Genomic DNA, 16,629 nt, shown 5'->3' with positions numbered 1-16,629 from the left:
GTCGACTCAGCGCCCCTTCCACACCGGCGGCCGCTTCGCCTTGAACGCGGCGATGCCCTCCTTGGCGTCCTCGCTCATGAAGACGGCGGCGGAGTGGCTCATCTCGTTCTCCAGGGCCTGGGTGAGGCCGAGGAACGTGCTCTCCTTCGCCGACTGCTTGCAGGCGCGCACCGCCAGCGGGCCGTTGAGGCAGATCGTCCTGGCGAGCTGGCGCGCCGTCGCCATCACCTGGTCGCGCGGCACCACGGCGTTCACCAGGCCCATCGCCAGCGCCCGCTGCGGGGTGATGCGATCGGCGAGCAGCAGCACCTCCATGGCATTGCACCACGAGAGCTGACGGGCGCTGTGCACCGTCGAGCCGCCGCCGGGGAAGAGGCCGCGCCGCGGCTCGGCGAGCTGGAACCAGGCGTCGTCGGCGACGACGCGCAGGTCGGTGTTCCACATCATCTCCATGCCGCCGGCGGCACAGATGCCGTTGATGGCCGCGATCACCGGCTTGTACAGCTTGAATTCGGTGCCGTCGGGCAGGGTGGCGCCGTCGCGCAGCACCGCCACCAGGCTGTGCGCCATGGTGTAGCGCGAGCCCGCGACCGTCTCCTTGGCACCGCCGGCCGCCAGCTCCTCGACGTGGTCGGTGACGAAGGTGATGAACTTCTTCAGGTCGGCGCCGACGCAGTAGACGTCGCCGACGCCGGTGAGGATGGCGACGAAGGCGTCATCATCGTCGCGAAAGCGGACCCAGCAGTCGGCCAGTTGCCCGAAGTGTTCGAGGTCGAGCGAATTCCGCGCTTCCGGGCGGTCGATGGTGATGGTGACGACGTGATCGTCCTTCTCGTAGTGAATGGCCATGGCGGCAGCCGATAGCATCCGGCGACCGAGGGGGCCAAGACGTCGTCGCCCGCCGATGGCAGCCCGCGCGCGGCGACGCATCCGGGTCGCCGCCGCCACGGGCGGCGCCGCCGCGCGCTCGTGACAGCGCCCGGTCGGCGGTGCTAGCTGGCGGCCCTATGGCGGACTACGGCGTCAAGCTCGGCAGCATGCTCCTCACGGTGGTCGATCCGAACCGCGGCCACGAGGTGGCCTACAATCGCTGGTACGAGCGCGACCACTTCTACGCCGGCTGCCTGGTCGGCCCGTGGCTCTTCGCCGGCCGCCGCTGGGTGGCGCCGCGCGCGCTCAAGCAGCTCCGCTTCCCGGCCGCGCCGCTGGTGGCCGGACCGGCGCCGGGCGCCGGATCCTACGTCGCCACCTACTGGATCCACGCCGAGAAGTTCGACGAGCACCGCGCCTGGGCCAACGCGCAGGTCTTCGAGCTCTACAAGGCCGGCCGCGGCTTCGCCGAGCGGACGCACGTCCACACGCTGATGTACCACTTCGATTGGGCGCACTACCGCGACGCCGATCCGGTGCCGGTCGAGCTGGCGCTCGACCACGGCTACCGCGGCCTGGTGACGCTGGCGCTGCTGCGCGAGCCCGGCGTGGCCCAGGCGCAGCTCGACGACTGGCTGCGCACCGAACGGTTGGCCGCCTTCATGGCCGGCACGCCGATCGCCACCTGCGCCACCTGGTCGCCGGTGCCGCAGAATCCGAACGCGCCGATGGACATCCCGCTGGTGCGGCACACCGATCGCCTCGATCTGCAGATGTGGTTTCTCGACCAGGATCCGCTGACCGTGTGGACGCGTTTCGAGGCCTTCGGACGGCAGGTGGAGGCGGCGGGCCTGGCACGGGTGGCGTGGGCCTCGCCCTGGCTGCCGACCGTGGTCGGGAGCGATCGCTACACGGACCAGCTCTGGTGACCGCGGCCGGCGCGGCGGCTGCCGCGCCGGCCGAACCGCGGTCACCCGCGACCCGCTCGGGCTAGGCGGCCTTGCCCGCGGCGAGGGCTTGCACGTCGGCCGCTCGCAGGCGCTTGCCGCCGATCGCCCAGTCGCCGCCCTCGAACTCCTGGATGCGGACCCAGGTCACCGGGCGCATGTTCTCGCCCTCGACCTCGATCATCGCGGCGGTCACCTTGGCGATGAGGTCCTGCTTCTGCTGCGGGGTGAAGACATCCTTGATCACGTCGATGGTCACGAGGGGCATGGCCCTTCCTCCTGTTGGTTGCATGTCGCTCCGGCGACATGGTCGTGGGAATCACGTGATCGCGCTTGTACGCATCCCCGGCGCGCGATGCTTGCAGATGCCATGGAGATTTCCTGGAGATGTCGTGGCGGTCGCGTCGAGGGTGCCCTATCGTGCCGGCCATGATCTATCGCTTCGGGTCCTTCGAGCTCGACCTGGAGAAGATCGAGCTGCGCCGCGGCGGCGCGGTCCGACCGGTGGAACCGCAGGTGTTCGCGCTGCTCGGACTGCTGGTGGAGAACCGGGAGCGCCTGGTCTCGAAGGATGAGATCGTCGAGAAGGTGTGGGGCGGGCGGGTGGTGTCCGACGCGGCCATCGCCAGCCGGATCAAGTCCGCCCGCCAGGCGCTGGGCGACGACGGCCGGGCGCAGCGCTTCATCAAGACCGTGCACGGGCACGGGTTCCGCTTCGTCGCCGAGGCGCGGGCGACGCGCGGCGGCAGCGCCACCGGCGCCGCCGCGGACGACCCCGGCGCGGAGCCGGCGACCGCGCCGGTCGAGCAGCAGCCGGTCGGCCAGATCGGGCGGCCGTCGATCGCGGTGCTGCCGTTCCGCCTCGCCGGCGACCCAGGACGCTACGCGGCGATCGCCGACGCGCTGCCGCACGAGCTGATCGCCGAGCTGTCGCGGCTGCGCTGGCTGTTCGTCACCGCCCGCGCCTCGTCCTTCCGTTTGCGCGCCGCCGACGTCGACGTCTGCGAGGTCGGCCGTTTGCTCGGCGTGCGTTACTGCCTGTCGGGCACGGCGGAGATCGCGGGGGCGACGTTGCTGGTCACGGTCGCGCTCGCCGACACCGGCGACGGGGGCGTGGTGTGGGCCGACCGCTTCGCCGCCGCGGTCGACGACGTGCACCAGATCCGCACCGAGATCCGGTCGCGGATTCTCGGCGAGCTGGAGATCCGCATTCCGCTCCACGAAGCGGCCCGGGCGCGCCTGGCGGTGACCGACAATCTCGATGCCTGGGCGACCTACCACCTCGGCCTGCAGCACATGTACCGCTTCAACCGCCGCGACAACGCCGCTGCCGCGAGCCTGTTCACGCGCGCCATCGCCCTCGCGCCCGACTTCGCCCGCGCCCACGCCGGGCTCTCGTTCACGCACTTCCAGACGGCGTTCCTGCGCTACACGGACGACCGGCGTCGCGAGCTCGCCGACGCCCGCCGCTGCGCCGAACGCGGCCTCGACCTCGATCCGATGGATCCCTTCGTCAACTTCACCATGGGGCGCAGCTACTGGCTCGAGGGCGATCTGGACAGCAGTCTGGGGTGGCTCGAGCGCGCGGTCGCCATCAGCCCCAACTACGCGCAGGGGATCTATGCCTGCGGTTGGTCGGAATCCCTGGCGGGGCGGGGCGAGGCAGGCCGCAGCCACGTCGATCTGGCGATGCGGCTCAGCCCCCTCGATCCCCTGTACTATGCCATGCTCGCCACCCGCGGGTTTGCCCACATGGCGCTGGGCGAAGACGGCGAGGCGGCGCAGTGGGCCGAGCGCGGGGCGCGCGCGCCGGGCGCCCACCCGCTGATCGCGATGATCGCCGCGGTGGCGCACGTCCTGGGCGGCGATCCGAGCCGCGCCGACTTCTGGACGGCGAACGTGCGGGCGCGCGATGCCGGCCTCACCGCCGCCGACTTCTTCCGCGCCTTTCCCATGCAATCGGAGGCGATGCGGGGGCGGGTGGCGAAGGCGCTGACCGACCTCGGCTTCTGAGCGGGGAGGCGGGCGAGGAGCCCGTCCGACGGATCCCGCATGTCAGCCGTGATGCGACAAAAGACTTTCACCACGGAGGCACGGAGACACGGAGAGTCCTGATCTCGAAGCGCTATGGCACCGAGCCCTCCGTGTCTCCGTGCCTCCGTGGTGAGGAGTTTCTTGTCTCATCAGGGTTAGCGGCGCCGGCGATTGACGATGACGCGCGCCGGCTGCTCGTCGACGATGGCGGCCGCGGCCCCGAGGTCGGCCATCGAGGCGCTGCCCGATCGGGCGGCGAAGAGCGCGACCATGCGCAGCGTGGAGAGCGTCGCGGCGCTGGCCGCGGCGATGCGGAGCCGGCCGGGTTGGCCGGCGTTGGCGCGGACCATGGCGCCGCCGGGCGCGCCGATCAGGCGCAGGCGGATGAAGCGCAGGCGCGCCGGGTCGTATCCCAGGACGACCTCCGCGGCGCGGGCGCCGGGATCGGCGATGGCGATGGGGAGGCGGAGCTCGCGCGGTCGCGCGGCAGCGGGCGGGCCGATGCGCACCGCTCCGCTCCCACGCGCGGCGCGCAGCGCGCCCACCGGCGGCTGCCAGTTGCCGGTGCAGTCGCCGAAGGCGATGGCGCGGAAGTCCTGGCCGACGGCCGGCGCCGCCAGCGGCGCGAAGGCGACGGCGCCCGGCTGGCAGGCGGCGTCGCTGCTCGCCGGCTGGGTCACCTGTTGATTCGGTGCCGCCGCCGGCACCGGCACGAAGGCGAAGTCGGAGCCGCAGCGCTGGGCGACCGGCAGGTGGGCGACCATGCCCACCACCTGCTGCAGGATGTGCGCGGCGTCGAGCGCGGTGACCGTGCCGTTGCCGCTGGCGTCGCAGGCGCGGCGCTGGTCCGCGTCGAGCGTCCGCAGGCCGGCGGCCGCCTGCAGCGCGTAGGCCGCGTCGAGGGCGCTGATCGCGCCGCCGAGGCCGCCGCTGCGCGCCGGCGCCAGGCTGAGGGTCGTGCCGACGGCGCCGATCAGCGAGAACGCTCCGGTGGCGTCGCTGGTCGCGCCGCCGATGGTCACGCCGGCCACCGGGTGGTCGCCGCGGTAGTAGCGGACCCGACCGCTGAGCGGCGCCGGCGTGGCGGCGGTGGCGGTCGGGGTCGGGGTCGCCGGCGTCCCGGTCGGCGTCGCGGTGGGCGCGCCGCCGTCGTAGGTGGCCTGCCACCAGCGCGCCAGCTCGCGCAGCGCCAGCGGCGGGTTGGTCGGCGGCGGTTGGCCGAGCACGGTGTCGGTGCGGTTGATGCCGTGGCAGTTGGTGCAGACGCGCATCTCGCCGGCGGCGAAGGTGACCCAGTAGCGCTCGCGCACGACCGGCGTGCCGTCGGCGCCGACCAGTTGCCAGGTGAGCGCCCGGCCGGCGGGCACCAGCGCGGCGACGCTGCCGTCGGCGGCCAGGCGGACGCTGCTCGCCGGCGCGGCGTCGAGCGGCGGCAGCAGGCCGTCGCGCAGCAGTTGCGCCAGCGGCCGGCGGCCGGCGTGGAACTGCGAGTAGCCGCGGATCAGGTCGCCCTGCAGCAGTTGCAGGAAGGCGATCTCGATCGGCGTCGCGTTGGGCAGCGCGGTCTGCGTCGCGCTGCCGGCGATCTTGAGGTTGAAGTCCTGCTGCCGGTCGGCGCGGCGGGTCACGTTGCGGGAGACGATGAGCGCCAGGTTGCGCTGCACCAGGAAGTCGCGCAGGCGGGCGATCGCGGCGTCGCCGCCGAGCTCGCCGCGCAGCAGCTCGCTCTCGATCGCCGGCAGCGGCGTGCCGTGGCGCGGCGGTCGCGGTCGGGCCCGCACCTCCACCGGATCGAGCTCCCACAGCGGACCGCTGTAGCTGAGCTGCCGGTAGCTCTGATTGTCCCAGTACGTGACCGACTTGCTGATGCCCGCCGGGATGAGACGGGCGCCGGGCGTCCAGTCGGGCGTGCCCGACACCAGGCGCACGAGGTGGAAGTCGTAGCGCGACGACAGCGGTCCGTTGTCGGCGCGGTCGGCATAGGGGGAGGTGGCGCGCACCGCGATCAGGGTGCCGTCGGAGAGCGGCAGGGGATTGCGGAAGTGTCCGGGGTGGTCGGCGGGCGGCGTCTGCCCGTCGGCGACGATGGTGTTGCTGAGCGGCGAGGTGACGTAGTCGATCTGGAAGTCGTCGGCGTTGAGGTCCTCGGGCGCGTCGAGGCCGATGATGCGGCCCGCGGCGTGGGTGGCGAACTCGGGCGCGGTGGTGGCGTAGAAGTAGCCGGGGCGGAGCGGGTCCTCCCGCATCTGCAGCACGATGTCGGCGGTGCGCCGGTTCTGCGGCGCGCTGAACGCCGGCAGGCCGTCGTGCGCCGAGTCGAAGTAGCGCGCCAGCTCGTGGCGCCCGACGTGGTTGAGCGTCTCGAGGCCGGAGCCATCCTCGTTGATCTGCCAGGGGAAGAAGACGTTCATGGTGTGGCCGTGCCAGTAGCCGCCGGCCGGCTGGCGGCGCAGCTCGGGGAAGATCTCGGCGCTGCTCGCCAGCGCCTGCGCGCTGGTCTCCGAGGCATAGTTGAAGGCGCCGTAGGACAGCGTGCCCTCGCTGTTCTGCTGGTCGCGCTGCAGGTGGTCCCAGCGGGTGAAGATGACGCGGCCGTCGGAGGCGACGATGGGGGTGAAGTCGCCGGAGACGGCGTGGTCGAGCAGGCGCAGGTCGCTGCCGTCGGCGTTCATCGACCACAGACCGGTGACGGTCGGCGTCGATTCGTACTCGTCGAGCTGCGGGTAGAGCAGGGCGTTGCCGTTGTGCGGGCGGTCGGAGGTGAAGAGGATGCGGTCGTCGGTGCCGTAGATCGGCGAGACGTTGTTGGCGTTCGCCGGTTGCGGCAGGCGGACGATGCGCACCGTCTCGCCGGCGCCGAGGCCGCTGACCTCGTAGATCTGCCAGAACACCTGCGCGTAGTTGTTCTGCGTCGTGCCGCCGATGACCATCGCGAACAGCGCCTTGCCGCCGCTCCAGTGCACGCAGGGCTCGCGCACCGCGATCTCCTGGCGGGCGGCGAGGCCGTAGCCGGCCTCGGCGGTGAGGTTGCGCAGGCTGCCGTCGCCGTAGCGGATCCACAGGTCGCCGCCGCGCGGCGTGCCGGTGGTCTCGGCGCGATGGTTGCCGAACACCGCGTTGGCGCTGGCGAAGTCGCCGCCGAACGGCGGTTGGGTGACGAACAGGATGGTCGGCTCGGCGACCGCCGGCGCGGCGCCGCGTAGCGCCATGAGCACCAGCCCGAGCACCCAACGTGGACTATGCCGCATCGCTCTCCCCTCCGCCGTGCGCATCGCCCGCAGCGGAGCAAGACGTGCGCCTCTCCCGTCGCCGGTGCCGCCCGGCGCTCCCCTGCCTCTGCGATGCGACGGCGCGTCGCATTGCTGCCGCGCGACGACACGGAGGGACACCGCGCGCCGGCGATGAGCGGCTCCCGCACCGCCCATCAGTGGCGGCGCGATCCCGCTCACGCCTCCTGCAGCAGGAAGTCGAGGTCGGCGCGGGTCAGGGCGCGGGCGAAGCCGGCTTCGCCGAGCAGGTCGCGGGCCATGTCGGCCTTGCGCTGCTGCAGCTCCCAGATCTTCTCTTCGATGGTGCCGCGCGCGATCAGGCGGTAGGCGATCACGGTGCGGTCCTGGCCGATGCGGTGCGTGCGGTCGATCGCCTGCGCCTCGACGGCGGGGTTCCACCAGGGGTCGAAGAGCACCACGTAGCTGGCGGCGGTGAGGTTGAGGCCGGTGCCGCCGGCCTTGAGCGAGACGAGGAAGACCGCCGGGCGTTCGTCCGTCTGGAAGGCCTGGACCACGGCGTCGCGCCGCTGCGTCTGCCCGGTGAGCATGTGATGGGCGATGTCGCGCGCCGCCAGCTCGCGCCCGAGCAGGTGCAGGCACTGCACGAACTGCGAGAACACCAGCACCTTGTGCCCCTCGGCCAGGAGCGGCTCGAGGAGCTCGAACAGGGCCTCGAACTTGCCCGAGCCGAGGCCCGCGCGGCCCTTGGCGAGCGCCGGGTGGCAGCAGATCTGGCGCAGGCGGGTGAGGGCGGCGAGGATGGTGATCTTGTGCTTGCGCAGCGCCGCGGCGTCGTTGCTCAGCTCGTCGACCAGGCGCCGGCTGCGCCGCAGCTCGGCCAGGTAGAGCTGGCGCTGGCCGTCGCTGAGCTCGCAGTCGCGGCGCTCCTCGATGCGCTCGGGGAGGTCGGCGGCGACTTCGCGCTTGAGGCGGCGCAGGAGGATGGGGCGCAGCTTGGCGGCGAGCACGGCGCGGGCGTGCGGCGGGGCATCGAGGCGGTCGAAGCGGGCGCTGAAGTCGGCGCGGCTGCCGAGGTAGCCGGGGTTGACGAAGCTGGCGATGCTCCACAGGTCGAGCGGCCGGTTCTCCAGCGGCGTGCCGGTGAGCGCCAGACGGTGGGTGGCGCGCAGGGCGCGCGCCGCCTGGCTGACGGCGGCGTCGGGGTTCTTGATGTGCTGCGCCTCGTCGAGGATCGCGGCGCGCAGCGGCACCTCGCTCCACTGCTCGAGGTCGCGGCGCAGCAGGGCATAGTTGGTGATCGCCAGGTCGTGCGCCGACAACGTCGAGCGCAGCGCGTGGCGCTGGGCGCCGCGCTCGAGGACGAGGACGCGCAGCGCCGGCGCGAACTGCGCCGCCTCGCGCGCCCAGTTGTGCATCACCGAGGTCGGACACACCACCAGGCTCGGCCCGCCGTTCGGGTCGCGGTCGACCAGGTGCTGCAGCCAGGCCAGCGCCTGCAGCGTCTTGCCGAGGCCCATGTCGTCGGCGAGGACGGCGCCGATGCCGAGCTGCGCGGCGTAGGCGAGGAAGTCGAGGCCGCGCCGCTGATAGGCGCGCAGGGTGGCGCGGATGCCCGTCGGCACCGCCACCTCCGGCACGCCGCGAAAGGCGCGCAGTCGCTCGCGCAGCGCCGCCAGCGCCTGCAGCGCGGCGCGGCCGTCGGCCATCGTCTCCAGGGCGGCGAGGCTCTCCGGGCGGGCGCCGGCGAGCTGCCACAGGGTGACGCGCTGCTCGCCGCCGCCGACCTCGATGCCGAGGTCGGCGAGGACCGCGGCGCTGGCGTCGTGCGCCTCGATCGCGTCGCGCCGTACCCAGCCGCCGGAGAGGCGCACGAAGTGGGTGGTGGCGGCGCGCAGCTTGGCGAGGTCGGCGTCGGCGAGCGACAGACCCTCGGCCGCCCACTCGGCGGACACCGCGAACCAATCGACGCCGCTGGCGGTGACGCGCACGCTCGGGCGCACCACGTGACCGCCGGCGAGCAGGCGGCGGATGCGCTCGCTGCCGAGGAAGCGGACGTGCGTCGGGCGCGCCTCCCATGCCGCGGCGAACCCCGCCATGCGCCGCGGCGATGCCTGCATCCACCAGCCGACGTCGCGGTCGGGGGCGCTCGGCGCGTTGCCGCCGGGCCGCCCCTTGTTGCCCGGCGCGGCCCCGGTGGCGGCGAGCCAGTCGACCAGCGGCGCGACCAGGGTCGGGTCGGGCTCCTCGATCCACGCCGCGCCGGCCGGCACCGCCTCGGCCGGCGCCGCGGGGGCGCCCGTGGCGCTGGGCGCGGCCGCCGGATCGATGGCCGCGAAGCCGTCCGCGCCGGCGTCTGCCGGGCGCTGCCAGGCGCGCCAGCGCTCGTCCGGGTGCATCTCGATCACCGGCGCGTCGCCGGCGGGCGCGCCGGGCGGCGCCCAGTCCGCATCGCCGGCGAGGAAGATCCGGATGTGCAGCCAGTCGTCGTCGCGCAGATCGAGGGCGACGACGGGGGTGCCGGTGAGATAGCGGGTGTGCGCCGCCAGCGTCTCGCGCACGTGCGGGAAGCGATGCGCGAGCGGCGCGAAGACCTCGGCGCAGCGTTCCCGCGGCACGTCCACGCCGCCGAAGGCGAGCAGGCGATCGCGCAGGTGCGGCGGCGGCTCCTCGGCGACGGCGAACCAGTGGCCGTCGCAGAGGACGGCGCCGCTGCCGCGGTCGTTCGCCGCGCTCGGCAGGTAGACGACGTCCGCCAGCCAGCGCTGCGTGCCGTCCGGCCAGAGGCAGACCAGCTCGAGTCGCCCGCCGTCCTGGCGCGGCCGCACCGCCGGCAGGATGCGCAGGGCGGCGCGGCCGAGGCGCACGGGATCGCCGGGCGCGATCGCGGCGCGGGCGGCGATGCCGGCGTCGAGGTCGTCGGCCCAACGGACCAGCGGTCCGGGCTCGTCGAGCGTGCGCAGCATCGCCAGCAGGACGCCCCCGTGCGAGACGCCGTCGTGCCAGAGGCCGCTGCGCGTGCTGGCATCGAGGTAGGTGGCCAACAGCCGCAGTTGATCGGGGGCGAGGAGGCCCGGCGTGCGCTGCGCCTCGCCGAGCAACTGGCGAAGCTGCTCCATGGACCGCGGCTCGTCGCGCAGTCGCGTCGTGGTGAGGCGGCCCGAGGCGGTCAACCAGAAGCGGCCGCCCGGCGCCGCCGTGAAGCCCCAGACGAAGCGCAGGGCGCGCGGCGCCGGCGCGTGTCGGTCGCGCGCCCAGGTGACCAGATCGTCGACCAGCGCCCGCTGCTCGCGGGCGGCGAACCGCTGCGCCAGGTCGCCGCGCTGGCGGTAGGGCTCGAGCGCCGGCGGCAGCGGGCCGCCGGTGCGCGCGGCGATGCGCGAGGCGAGGCGCCAGCAGAGCACCTCCGCATCCGGCTCGTCGAGGACCGCTTCGAGGTCCGCGTCATAGGCGCTGAGCGCGAGCTGGTGCGGCAGCGTCCCGAGCAGGCGGCGCAGGATGCCCCGCCGCCCCCAGGGGTCGGCGGTGGCGGCGAAGTCGCCCGCCAGATCGCGGCGCCGGCGCGCCAATGGAGGGGCGGCACGAGCGGGCGGAGCGGCGGCGTCATCGACGCGGATGGCGCCGGCCAGGAGCGCCCGCCCGGCGGCGTACGCGTGCTTGCACTCGAATCCGACCGGGCAGGTGCAGGCGCACGTCCACCCCGCGGGGGCCGTCTCCCACGTCCAGGAGACGTCGTACGCGTCGTTGCCGATGACGACGGCGGAGGCACTGCCATCGCTGTACAGCAACTCGACGACCCGTCGCTGCCGGTAGTACCGCTCGCCCCGTTCGCGCGTCACCCGATCGAAGCTGGCGATCGTCCGCGTCAGCAGGGCCGCCTGCCCGCTGCTGAGCACCATCCCGTTTGCGGCAGGGCGATGGATCGACACGGAGCCCCGCACCATCACGCGGAGCGGGCGCCGATGCAAGAGCGGCCGGTCGGTGTCACGCCGAGATGCGAGCGGACGCCTGGACGCGATGGGCCACCCATGGGCACCGAGGCATCCCGTTCACCGCCGGCTGGCGGCGTTCCGGTTGACTCAGACGAAGCCGTACAGGTGGGCGGCGTTGCCGCAGAAGAGGCGGTGCTTCTCGTCCTCGGGCACGCCGAGGCTCATCTCGTTGATGAGCCAGCGCGAGCTCGGCCAGTCGTTGATGTGGTGCGGGAAGTCGCTCGCCCACATCATGTTGTGCAGGCCGACGGCGTGGCGGTTCTGGACGCCGTAGGGGTCGCGGATGAAGCCGAGCACCCAGTTGCGGTGGAAGTACTCGCTCGGCAGGTGGCGGAGCTGCACGCCGGTCCAGAAGCGGTTGCGGCGGTAGCGGTCGTCCATCTCGCCGAGCAGGTAGGGGACCCAGCCGGCGCCGGCTTCGGCGCCGACGATGCGCAGGAGGGGGAAGCGCTCGCAGACGCCGTGGAAGATGGTGTCGGCGATCAGGCGCGGCATCGCCGACAGGGTCGTCGCCAGGCTCGCGAGCTGCGTCGGGCCGCCGCGCGCGACGCCGGCGCGGTCGCGCTTCTGGCCGGCGACGGCGAGCGAGATGTGGAGATGGACCGGCATCTGCAGCCGCTCGGCGGCGGCCCAGAAGGGATCGTCGTCGGGGCTCAGCGCCGCGCCGCCGCTCGGCCAGGTGCTGAGCGAGGCGCCGCGGGCGCCCAGGGTGCGGGTGCGCTCGAGCTCGGCGATCAGGCTGTCGACGCCCAGCGCCGGCATCTGCGCGATGGCGCCGAGGCGGTCGCCGTGGCCGCCGCAGAAGGAGGTGAGGACCCAGTCGTTGTAGGCCCGGATGCCGGCGAGGTGGAATTCGGGGTCGGTGTTGCTCATGAAGTAGCGCATCGTCCGCTGCGGCGGGTAGATGATCGCGGCGTCGACGCCGTCCTCGTCCATGAGCTGCAGGCGGCCCTCCGGCTCCCAGCAGCCGGGGTGGAGCTCGGCGTAGCGCACGCCGGTCCAGCGCAGCTTCTGCGGCGGCGTCGCCATCACCGTCACCAGGCCGAGCGGCTCGACGTGCTCGCCGAGCTGCCAGGCGTCGCCGCCATCCTCGTCGCGCACCAGTTTCGGCGCCATGGCGCGGAAGCGGGCCGGCAGCCAGCGCTCCCACAGGTCGGGGGGCTCGATGATGTGCTGGTCGGCGTCGATGATCTGGTAGCTGGTCATGGCGTCCTCGCGGGCGGCGATGCGTGGTGGGCGGCGCCGACACACGGCCCGCCGCCGCGTCCCCCGCGTCGCCCCAGGCGCCGCACTGAGTCAGAGCGCCCGCGGCGGCGCACTGGGCGAGATCAGGTCGCGAGGTGACAATTGTCATCCCGCCGCGCCGCGCTGCCGGCTAACGATCTGCCGATGCTCGCGCCCACCGACCCGCGCCTGATCCGCCTGCTGAGCTACTATCGCGACGCCGAGCTGCACGGCGCCGGGCTGCTGTTGCACATGGCGGCGATGGAGGAGGATCCGCGTTCGCTGGCGAGCCTCACCCGCCACATGGCCGACGAATCGCGGCACGCGGCGCTGATCACGCGTCGCATCGCCGACCTCGACGGCGCCCCGCAGCGGGTGCGCGACGGCTATCAGCGGCGCATGGCGCGCGCCGGCGGCGTGCCGCGCACGCTGCTCGAGCTCTATGCGGCGACCCGGGTCGCCGAGCAGCGGGCCCAGGCGCGCTACGCCGCGCACCTGTCGAGCCCGGCGGTCGATCCCGAGACGGCGGCGCTCCTGCGCACCATCAACGGCGACGAGGTGTGGCACCTCGCCTGGGTCGAGGGGCGCCTGCGCGAGCTCGCCGCCCGCGAGGGCGAGGCGCGGGTGGAGGCGGCGCTACGCCGCTTCCAGGACGCCGACGCCGTGGTCGCCGCCGAGCTCGCCGCGCTGGAGCGCGAGGTCTTCGGCTTCAGCTTCTCCGACGCGCCGCTGACGGCCGCCATCTGACGGCGGGCGCGCCGCGGCGCGGTCAGCGCACCACCGGCGCGCGCCAGCCGCCGTATTCGCCGCCCTCGCCTTGCGCCAGGGCGTCGAGCTCCCGGCGCAGGCGCAGCAGCTCGACCTGGTCGGGCACCATCATGCGGGTGCCCCGCGCCTGCCACTGGCCGCCGCCGACGCTCTCCTTCACCTCGACGGCGAAGCCGCGCTCGCGCAGGGTGCGCGCGACGCGCGCCGCCGACGCCTCGGAGGGCAGGAAGAGCAGGAAGGCGATGGCGTGCGGGCGCGACAGGTCGGAGCCGGCGTCGCGCAGCTCGAGCAGCGCCGCGGCATCCGGGGCCTCCACCAGGTCGGCTTCGCTGGGCATCGGCGCGGACGGCTCGGCGGCGCGCTGGCGCAGGGCGTAGAGCAGAATGGCGGAGTTGGCGGCGAGCAGTGCGAGGACGGCGGCGCCGCCCGCCACCCACATCCAGGTCGGCCGCGGCGCCGGGTTCCCGCGCCGGTTGACGGCGTAGTAGGTGACGGCGGCGATCAGGAAGAGCGGCAGGGTGGCGAGCCACACCGGGCCGCCGAGCCAGCGCGTCAGCAGCGGGTTGGCGCACACCAGGAGCGCCACCCAGGCGGTCTTCGAGCCGGTGCGATAGGCGGTTGCCGGTCGGATCACGGCGTCGACGGTGATGAGCCCGCCGCCGAGCACGATGGCGAGGACGACGAGGACGAGGAGCTCGGGCGCGCCCATGGCGGCGGAGGCGTGAGCGGGTCAGCGCGTCTGCCGGTCGGCCGTATCGGCGCGGGCCCCGCTCACGGCCGCAGGGCCGTCGCCGGCGCCCAGCAGGCATGCGTGCCGCTGCTGATGCGCTCGGGCAGCGCGACCCTGGCGATCGGGCCGGCGCCGAGGTCCTGGGCGGCGAAGATCCAGCACTGCGAGCGATCGGCGTTCATGTCGGTGACGAAGGTGACGAGATAGCCGTCGTCCTCGGCGCTGCCGCCGGAGCGCGGCGCCAGCGGCGTTTCGCTGCCGAAGATGCCGTCGCCGAAGGCGACGTGCTCCTCGCGCCCGGTCCGCAGATCGTGCTTCACCAGGCCGTCGAAGAGGAAGCGGCCGGGCGGCGCGGTCATGTTGTAGGCGTAGCGATAGGGCCGGCCGCCGTGGCGGCCGTTGATCATGCCGAACTCCATGACGCGATCGGAGAGATCCTCCTCGCGGGTCGCGCCGGTGGCGAGATTGAAGCGCCAGCGGTGGGCGCGCGGCTGCATCTGGTCGAGCGACAGGAAGCGGCCGATGCGCTCGTAATAGGTGGTGGCGCCGCGCAGGGAGGGCAGCGGCGTGCGCTGGAAGAAGCCGTCGAGGACGACCTCGTCGCCCTCCTCGTAGGCGTTGATCCAGTGCAGGACGTAGGTCGGCGCGGCCTCGAACCAGCGCACGTCGCCGGCGCCGCCGCGGCGCGGCAGGATGGCGAAGCGGGTCGGCAGCTCGGGGTGGAAGCGCACCGCGTAGAGGCCCTTGGCCATCAGCTCCGAATCCCAGAAGAGCGGGCAGTCGTTGAGGATCGCGTAGCGCTCGGTGAACGCCATGTCGTGCGGCAGGCGCGGGCCGGGCAGGGGGACGTCGGTGTAGTGCACCAGACGGTCGTCGGCGTCGACGACGCCGTAGTGCAGGTACGGCGCCTGCGTCGAGTAGTTGAAGAAGAGGAGCTCGCCGGTGTGCTCGTCGACCTTGGTGTGGGCCGAGACGCCGGCGGCCGGGAAGCGGCCGCCCCAGGTCTCGCGCCCGAGGGTCTCGAGCGTGCGGACGTCGACGCGGTAGAGGTCGCCGCACTGGTAGAAGCTGGTCTTGGCGACGCCGGCGTGCACCACCACGTCGGTGCTCGAGGCGTCCTTCATGCGCGTGCGCGCGCCCCAGCCATCGGCGCGCCGCGAGCGCGCCGGCGGCTCGGCGAGCCCGGCCCACAGCGGGCCGCCGGCCGCGTTCTCCGCCGCCAGGCCGACGGTGCGCACGAAGCGGTTGCGGTAGCGCGCCGCGCCGTCGGCGAATTCGATCATGTGCAGCATGCCGTCGCCGTCGAACGGGTGGTAGTTGCCGATCGCGTCGTGGACGGGATTCTCGGTGTTGCGCAGGTAGACGCCGGCGAGATCGGCGGGGATGGCGCCGATGACGTCGAGGTCCTCGGCGTCGTACTCGGTGTGCTGCGGCCGCCACGGCCCGGTCCGGTAGGGATGGTCGTCCGCCGCCGGCAGCGTCGAGCGCATGCGCCCGGCCACGTTCACGCGCATCGTGTCGTCTCCTCGGCCCTGCCTGGCACGAAGGCTCGCCGTCGGGCAAGCCCCGGACTCCGTGCGCGCCGCGCCAGCGGGACGCGCCCGGCGTCAGTCGAACTTCGGCGGCCGCCGTTCGAAGAAGGCGGCGATCGCTTCCATGTTCTCGGGCGTGCCCAGGCGCTCGGCGAAGGCCTCGTCCTCGCGCTGGCGGGCGTCCAGGATGGCCTGCCGCCGCCAGGCGCGCAGCAGGCGCTTGGTGTGGCGCACCGCGGCGGGCGGGTTGGCGGCGATCTCGGCCGCCTTGGCCATCGCCGTCTCCAGCAACTGCGCGCGCGGCACGACGGCGTAGGCCAGGCCCATGGCGACGCTCTCGGCGGCGTCGATCCAGCGCGCCGTGAACAGCAGCTCGGCGGCGCGCTGCTGGCCGACGACGATCGGCAGCAGCAGGCTCGACGCCGCTTCCGGCACCACGCCGAGAGTGACGAACGGGGCCCGCAGGCGCGCCCCCTCGGCGATGTAGTTGACGTCGGTGTGGAGGAGGATGGTGAGGCCGAGGCCGATGCCGACGCCGTTGACGGCGGCGACGATCGGCTTGTCGTAGTCGATCAACGTGCGCAGGCAGGCGGGAAAGCCGTGCTCGGCGCCCTCGGCGACCGACATCTCGCTGAAGTCCTGGCCGGCGCAGAAGGTCTCGCCGGCGCCGGTGAGCACGACCACCCGCACCGACGGGTCGGCGAGCGCCGCCGCGAGCGCCGCCGTCGTGGCGCGGTACATCGCGTTGTCGAAGGCGTTGCGCTTCTCGACGCGATTGAAGGTGAGGAGGCGGACGTGCTCGCGCTGCTCGGTCAGGACGAGGTCGGACATGACCCCGTCCTAGCCGGTGGGCGCGCGTCGATTCAACGCCGGCGGACGCTCACTTCTTGAGGCATGCGGCGATGAATTCCTTGCGCGGCTCTCCTTTGAGGTGCTGCGCGGTGGCGCTGGCGTTGCAGTCCTTCATCTTCTGCTGCTGCGGGGTCAGCGCCGCGTGCTGGGTGCCCCCGGCGGCGCCGAGGCAGTCCTTCATGAAGGACTTGCGGGCGTCGCCGGTGAGGTGCTTCTCCGCCGCCTCGGCGTTGCACGTCTTCATCTTCTCCTGCTGCGCGGTCAGCGCCAGCGCCGGGCCGGCGAGCAGCAGCGCCAGGGTGAGTCCGGTGAGGATGCGCGTCATCGTTCGACCTCCTTGGGGCGGAGGCTACTCCGGCCGCGGGCGCCGTCAATCGCTCGACCGCCGCAGATGAGAGCGCGCCTCGACGGGCGGGACGCGGTCGCGCGTTTGACCCCCACCCGGGGGCGCTG

The 16,629-nt window shown here is 73.5% G+C and carries 12 protein-coding genes; 3 read left to right on the top strand and 9 right to left on the bottom strand.

Features of this window, described 5'->3' with window-relative positions; all coding sequences use genetic code 11:
* Positions 1-6: 6 nt before the first annotated feature.
* Positions 7-849: an enoyl-CoA hydratase/isomerase family protein gene (locus KF840_14815; GenBank protein ID MBX3026178.1), complete on the bottom strand. Its 843-nt coding sequence runs from the start codon at positions 847-849 to the stop codon at positions 7-9.
* Positions 850-1,007: 158 nt separating this feature from the next.
* On the opposite strand from KF840_14815, the gene KF840_14810 reads away from it, so the two are divergent.
* Positions 1,008-1,799: a hypothetical protein gene (locus tag KF840_14810; GenBank protein MBX3026177.1), complete on the top strand. Its 792-nt coding sequence runs from the start codon at positions 1,008-1,010 to the stop codon at positions 1,797-1,799.
* A 61-nt stretch (positions 1,800-1,860) separates the two neighbouring features.
* On the opposite strand, the gene KF840_14805 is transcribed toward KF840_14810, so the two are convergent.
* Positions 1,861-2,085 (bottom strand): tautomerase family protein, encoded by a 225-nt coding sequence (locus KF840_14805; protein MBX3026176.1) that lies wholly within the window; start codon positions 2,083-2,085, stop codon positions 1,861-1,863.
* Positions 2,086-2,246: 161 nt separating this feature from the next.
* On the opposite strand from KF840_14805, the gene KF840_14800 reads away from it, so the two are divergent.
* Complete coding sequence (locus KF840_14800; protein ID MBX3026175.1) at positions 2,247-3,830, top strand: winged helix-turn-helix domain-containing protein; 1,584 nt, start codon at positions 2,247-2,249, stop codon at positions 3,828-3,830.
* 176 nt (positions 3,831-4,006) lie between these two features.
* Here KF840_14800 and KF840_14795 read toward each other — a convergent pair whose 3' ends face one another.
* The 3 genes from KF840_14795 to KF840_14785 form a co-directional block, all read right to left on the bottom strand.
* Positions 4,007-7,099: a hypothetical protein gene (locus KF840_14795; protein MBX3026174.1), complete on the bottom strand. Its 3,093-nt coding sequence runs from the start codon at positions 7,097-7,099 to the stop codon at positions 4,007-4,009.
* Between the two features lie 197 nt (positions 7,100-7,296).
* Positions 7,297-10,977 (bottom strand): DEAD/DEAH box helicase, encoded by a 3,681-nt coding sequence (locus tag KF840_14790; protein ID MBX3026173.1) that lies wholly within the window; start codon positions 10,975-10,977, stop codon positions 7,297-7,299.
* A 180-nt stretch (positions 10,978-11,157) separates the two neighbouring features.
* The gene (locus tag KF840_14785) at positions 11,158-12,276 is read right to left on the bottom strand and encodes an amidohydrolase (GenBank protein ID MBX3026172.1); all 1,119 of its coding nucleotides are present in this window, start codon (positions 12,274-12,276) and stop codon (positions 11,158-11,160) included.
* 183 nt (positions 12,277-12,459) lie between these two features.
* Here KF840_14785 and KF840_14780 point away from each other — a divergent pair, with 183 nt between their 5' ends.
* Positions 12,460-13,041, top strand: coding sequence for a hypothetical protein (locus KF840_14780; GenBank protein ID MBX3026171.1), 582 nt, complete (start codon positions 12,460-12,462; stop codon positions 13,039-13,041).
* Between the two features lie 22 nt (positions 13,042-13,063).
* Here KF840_14780 and KF840_14775 read toward each other — a convergent pair whose 3' ends face one another.
* The 4 genes from KF840_14775 to KF840_14760 all read right to left on the bottom strand — a co-directional run bounded on the left by KF840_14775 (position 13,064) and on the right by KF840_14760 (position 16,501).
* Positions 13,064-13,771: a ribonuclease E inhibitor RraB gene (locus KF840_14775; GenBank protein MBX3026170.1), complete on the bottom strand. Its 708-nt coding sequence runs from the start codon at positions 13,769-13,771 to the stop codon at positions 13,064-13,066.
* A gap of 62 nt (positions 13,772-13,833) precedes the next feature.
* Positions 13,834-15,306, bottom strand: a complete 1,473-nt coding sequence (locus KF840_14770; protein MBX3026169.1) for a carotenoid oxygenase family protein — start codon at positions 15,304-15,306, stop codon at positions 13,834-13,836.
* A gap of 93 nt (positions 15,307-15,399) precedes the next feature.
* Positions 15,400-16,155 (bottom strand): enoyl-CoA hydratase/isomerase family protein, encoded by a 756-nt coding sequence (locus KF840_14765; protein ID MBX3026168.1) that lies wholly within the window; start codon positions 16,153-16,155, stop codon positions 15,400-15,402.
* Positions 16,156-16,204: 49 nt separating this feature from the next.
* On the bottom strand, positions 16,205-16,501 hold the full coding sequence (locus tag KF840_14760; protein ID MBX3026167.1) for a phosphate starvation-inducible protein PsiF: 297 nt from the start codon (positions 16,499-16,501) through the stop codon (positions 16,205-16,207).
* Positions 16,502-16,629: the final 128 nt, after the last annotated feature.

Source organism: bacterium, assembly GCA_019637795.1.
Lineage (GTDB): Bacteria > Desulfobacterota > Binatia > HRBIN30 > CADEER01 > JAHBUY01.
Note: the sequence above shows the minus strand (reverse complement) of the source record. Positions and strands in the feature narration are given on the sequence as shown.

Excerpts from the sequence above, each read along its gene's own strand:
- KF840_14815 (MBX3026178.1), bottom strand. The coding sequence starts at position 849 with ATGGCCATTCACTACGAGAAGGACGATCACGTCGTCACCATCACCATC.
- KF840_14810 (MBX3026177.1), top strand. The coding sequence starts at position 1,008 with ATGGCGGACTACGGCGTCAAGCTCGGCAGCATGCTCCTCACGGTGGTC.
- KF840_14805 (MBX3026176.1), bottom strand. The coding sequence starts at position 2,085 with ATGCCCCTCGTGACCATCGACGTGATCAAGGATGTCTTCACCCCGCAG.
- KF840_14800 (MBX3026175.1), top strand. The coding sequence starts at position 2,247 with ATGATCTATCGCTTCGGGTCCTTCGAGCTCGACCTGGAGAAGATCGAG.
- KF840_14795 (MBX3026174.1), bottom strand. The coding sequence starts at position 7,099 with ATGCGGCATAGTCCACGTTGGGTGCTCGGGCTGGTGCTCATGGCGCTA.
- KF840_14790 (MBX3026173.1), bottom strand. The coding sequence starts at position 10,977 with ATGGTGCTCAGCAGCGGGCAGGCGGCCCTGCTGACGCGGACGATCGCC.
- KF840_14785 (MBX3026172.1), bottom strand. The coding sequence starts at position 12,276 with ATGACCAGCTACCAGATCATCGACGCCGACCAGCACATCATCGAGCCC.
- KF840_14780 (MBX3026171.1), top strand. The coding sequence starts at position 12,460 with ATGCTCGCGCCCACCGACCCGCGCCTGATCCGCCTGCTGAGCTACTAT.
- KF840_14775 (MBX3026170.1), bottom strand. The coding sequence starts at position 13,771 with ATGGGCGCGCCCGAGCTCCTCGTCCTCGTCGTCCTCGCCATCGTGCTC.
- KF840_14770 (MBX3026169.1), bottom strand. The coding sequence starts at position 15,306 with ATGCGCGTGAACGTGGCCGGGCGCATGCGCTCGACGCTGCCGGCGGCG.
- KF840_14765 (MBX3026168.1), bottom strand. The coding sequence starts at position 16,155 with ATGTCCGACCTCGTCCTGACCGAGCAGCGCGAGCACGTCCGCCTCCTC.
- KF840_14760 (MBX3026167.1), bottom strand. The coding sequence starts at position 16,501 with ATGACGCGCATCCTCACCGGACTCACCCTGGCGCTGCTGCTCGCCGGC.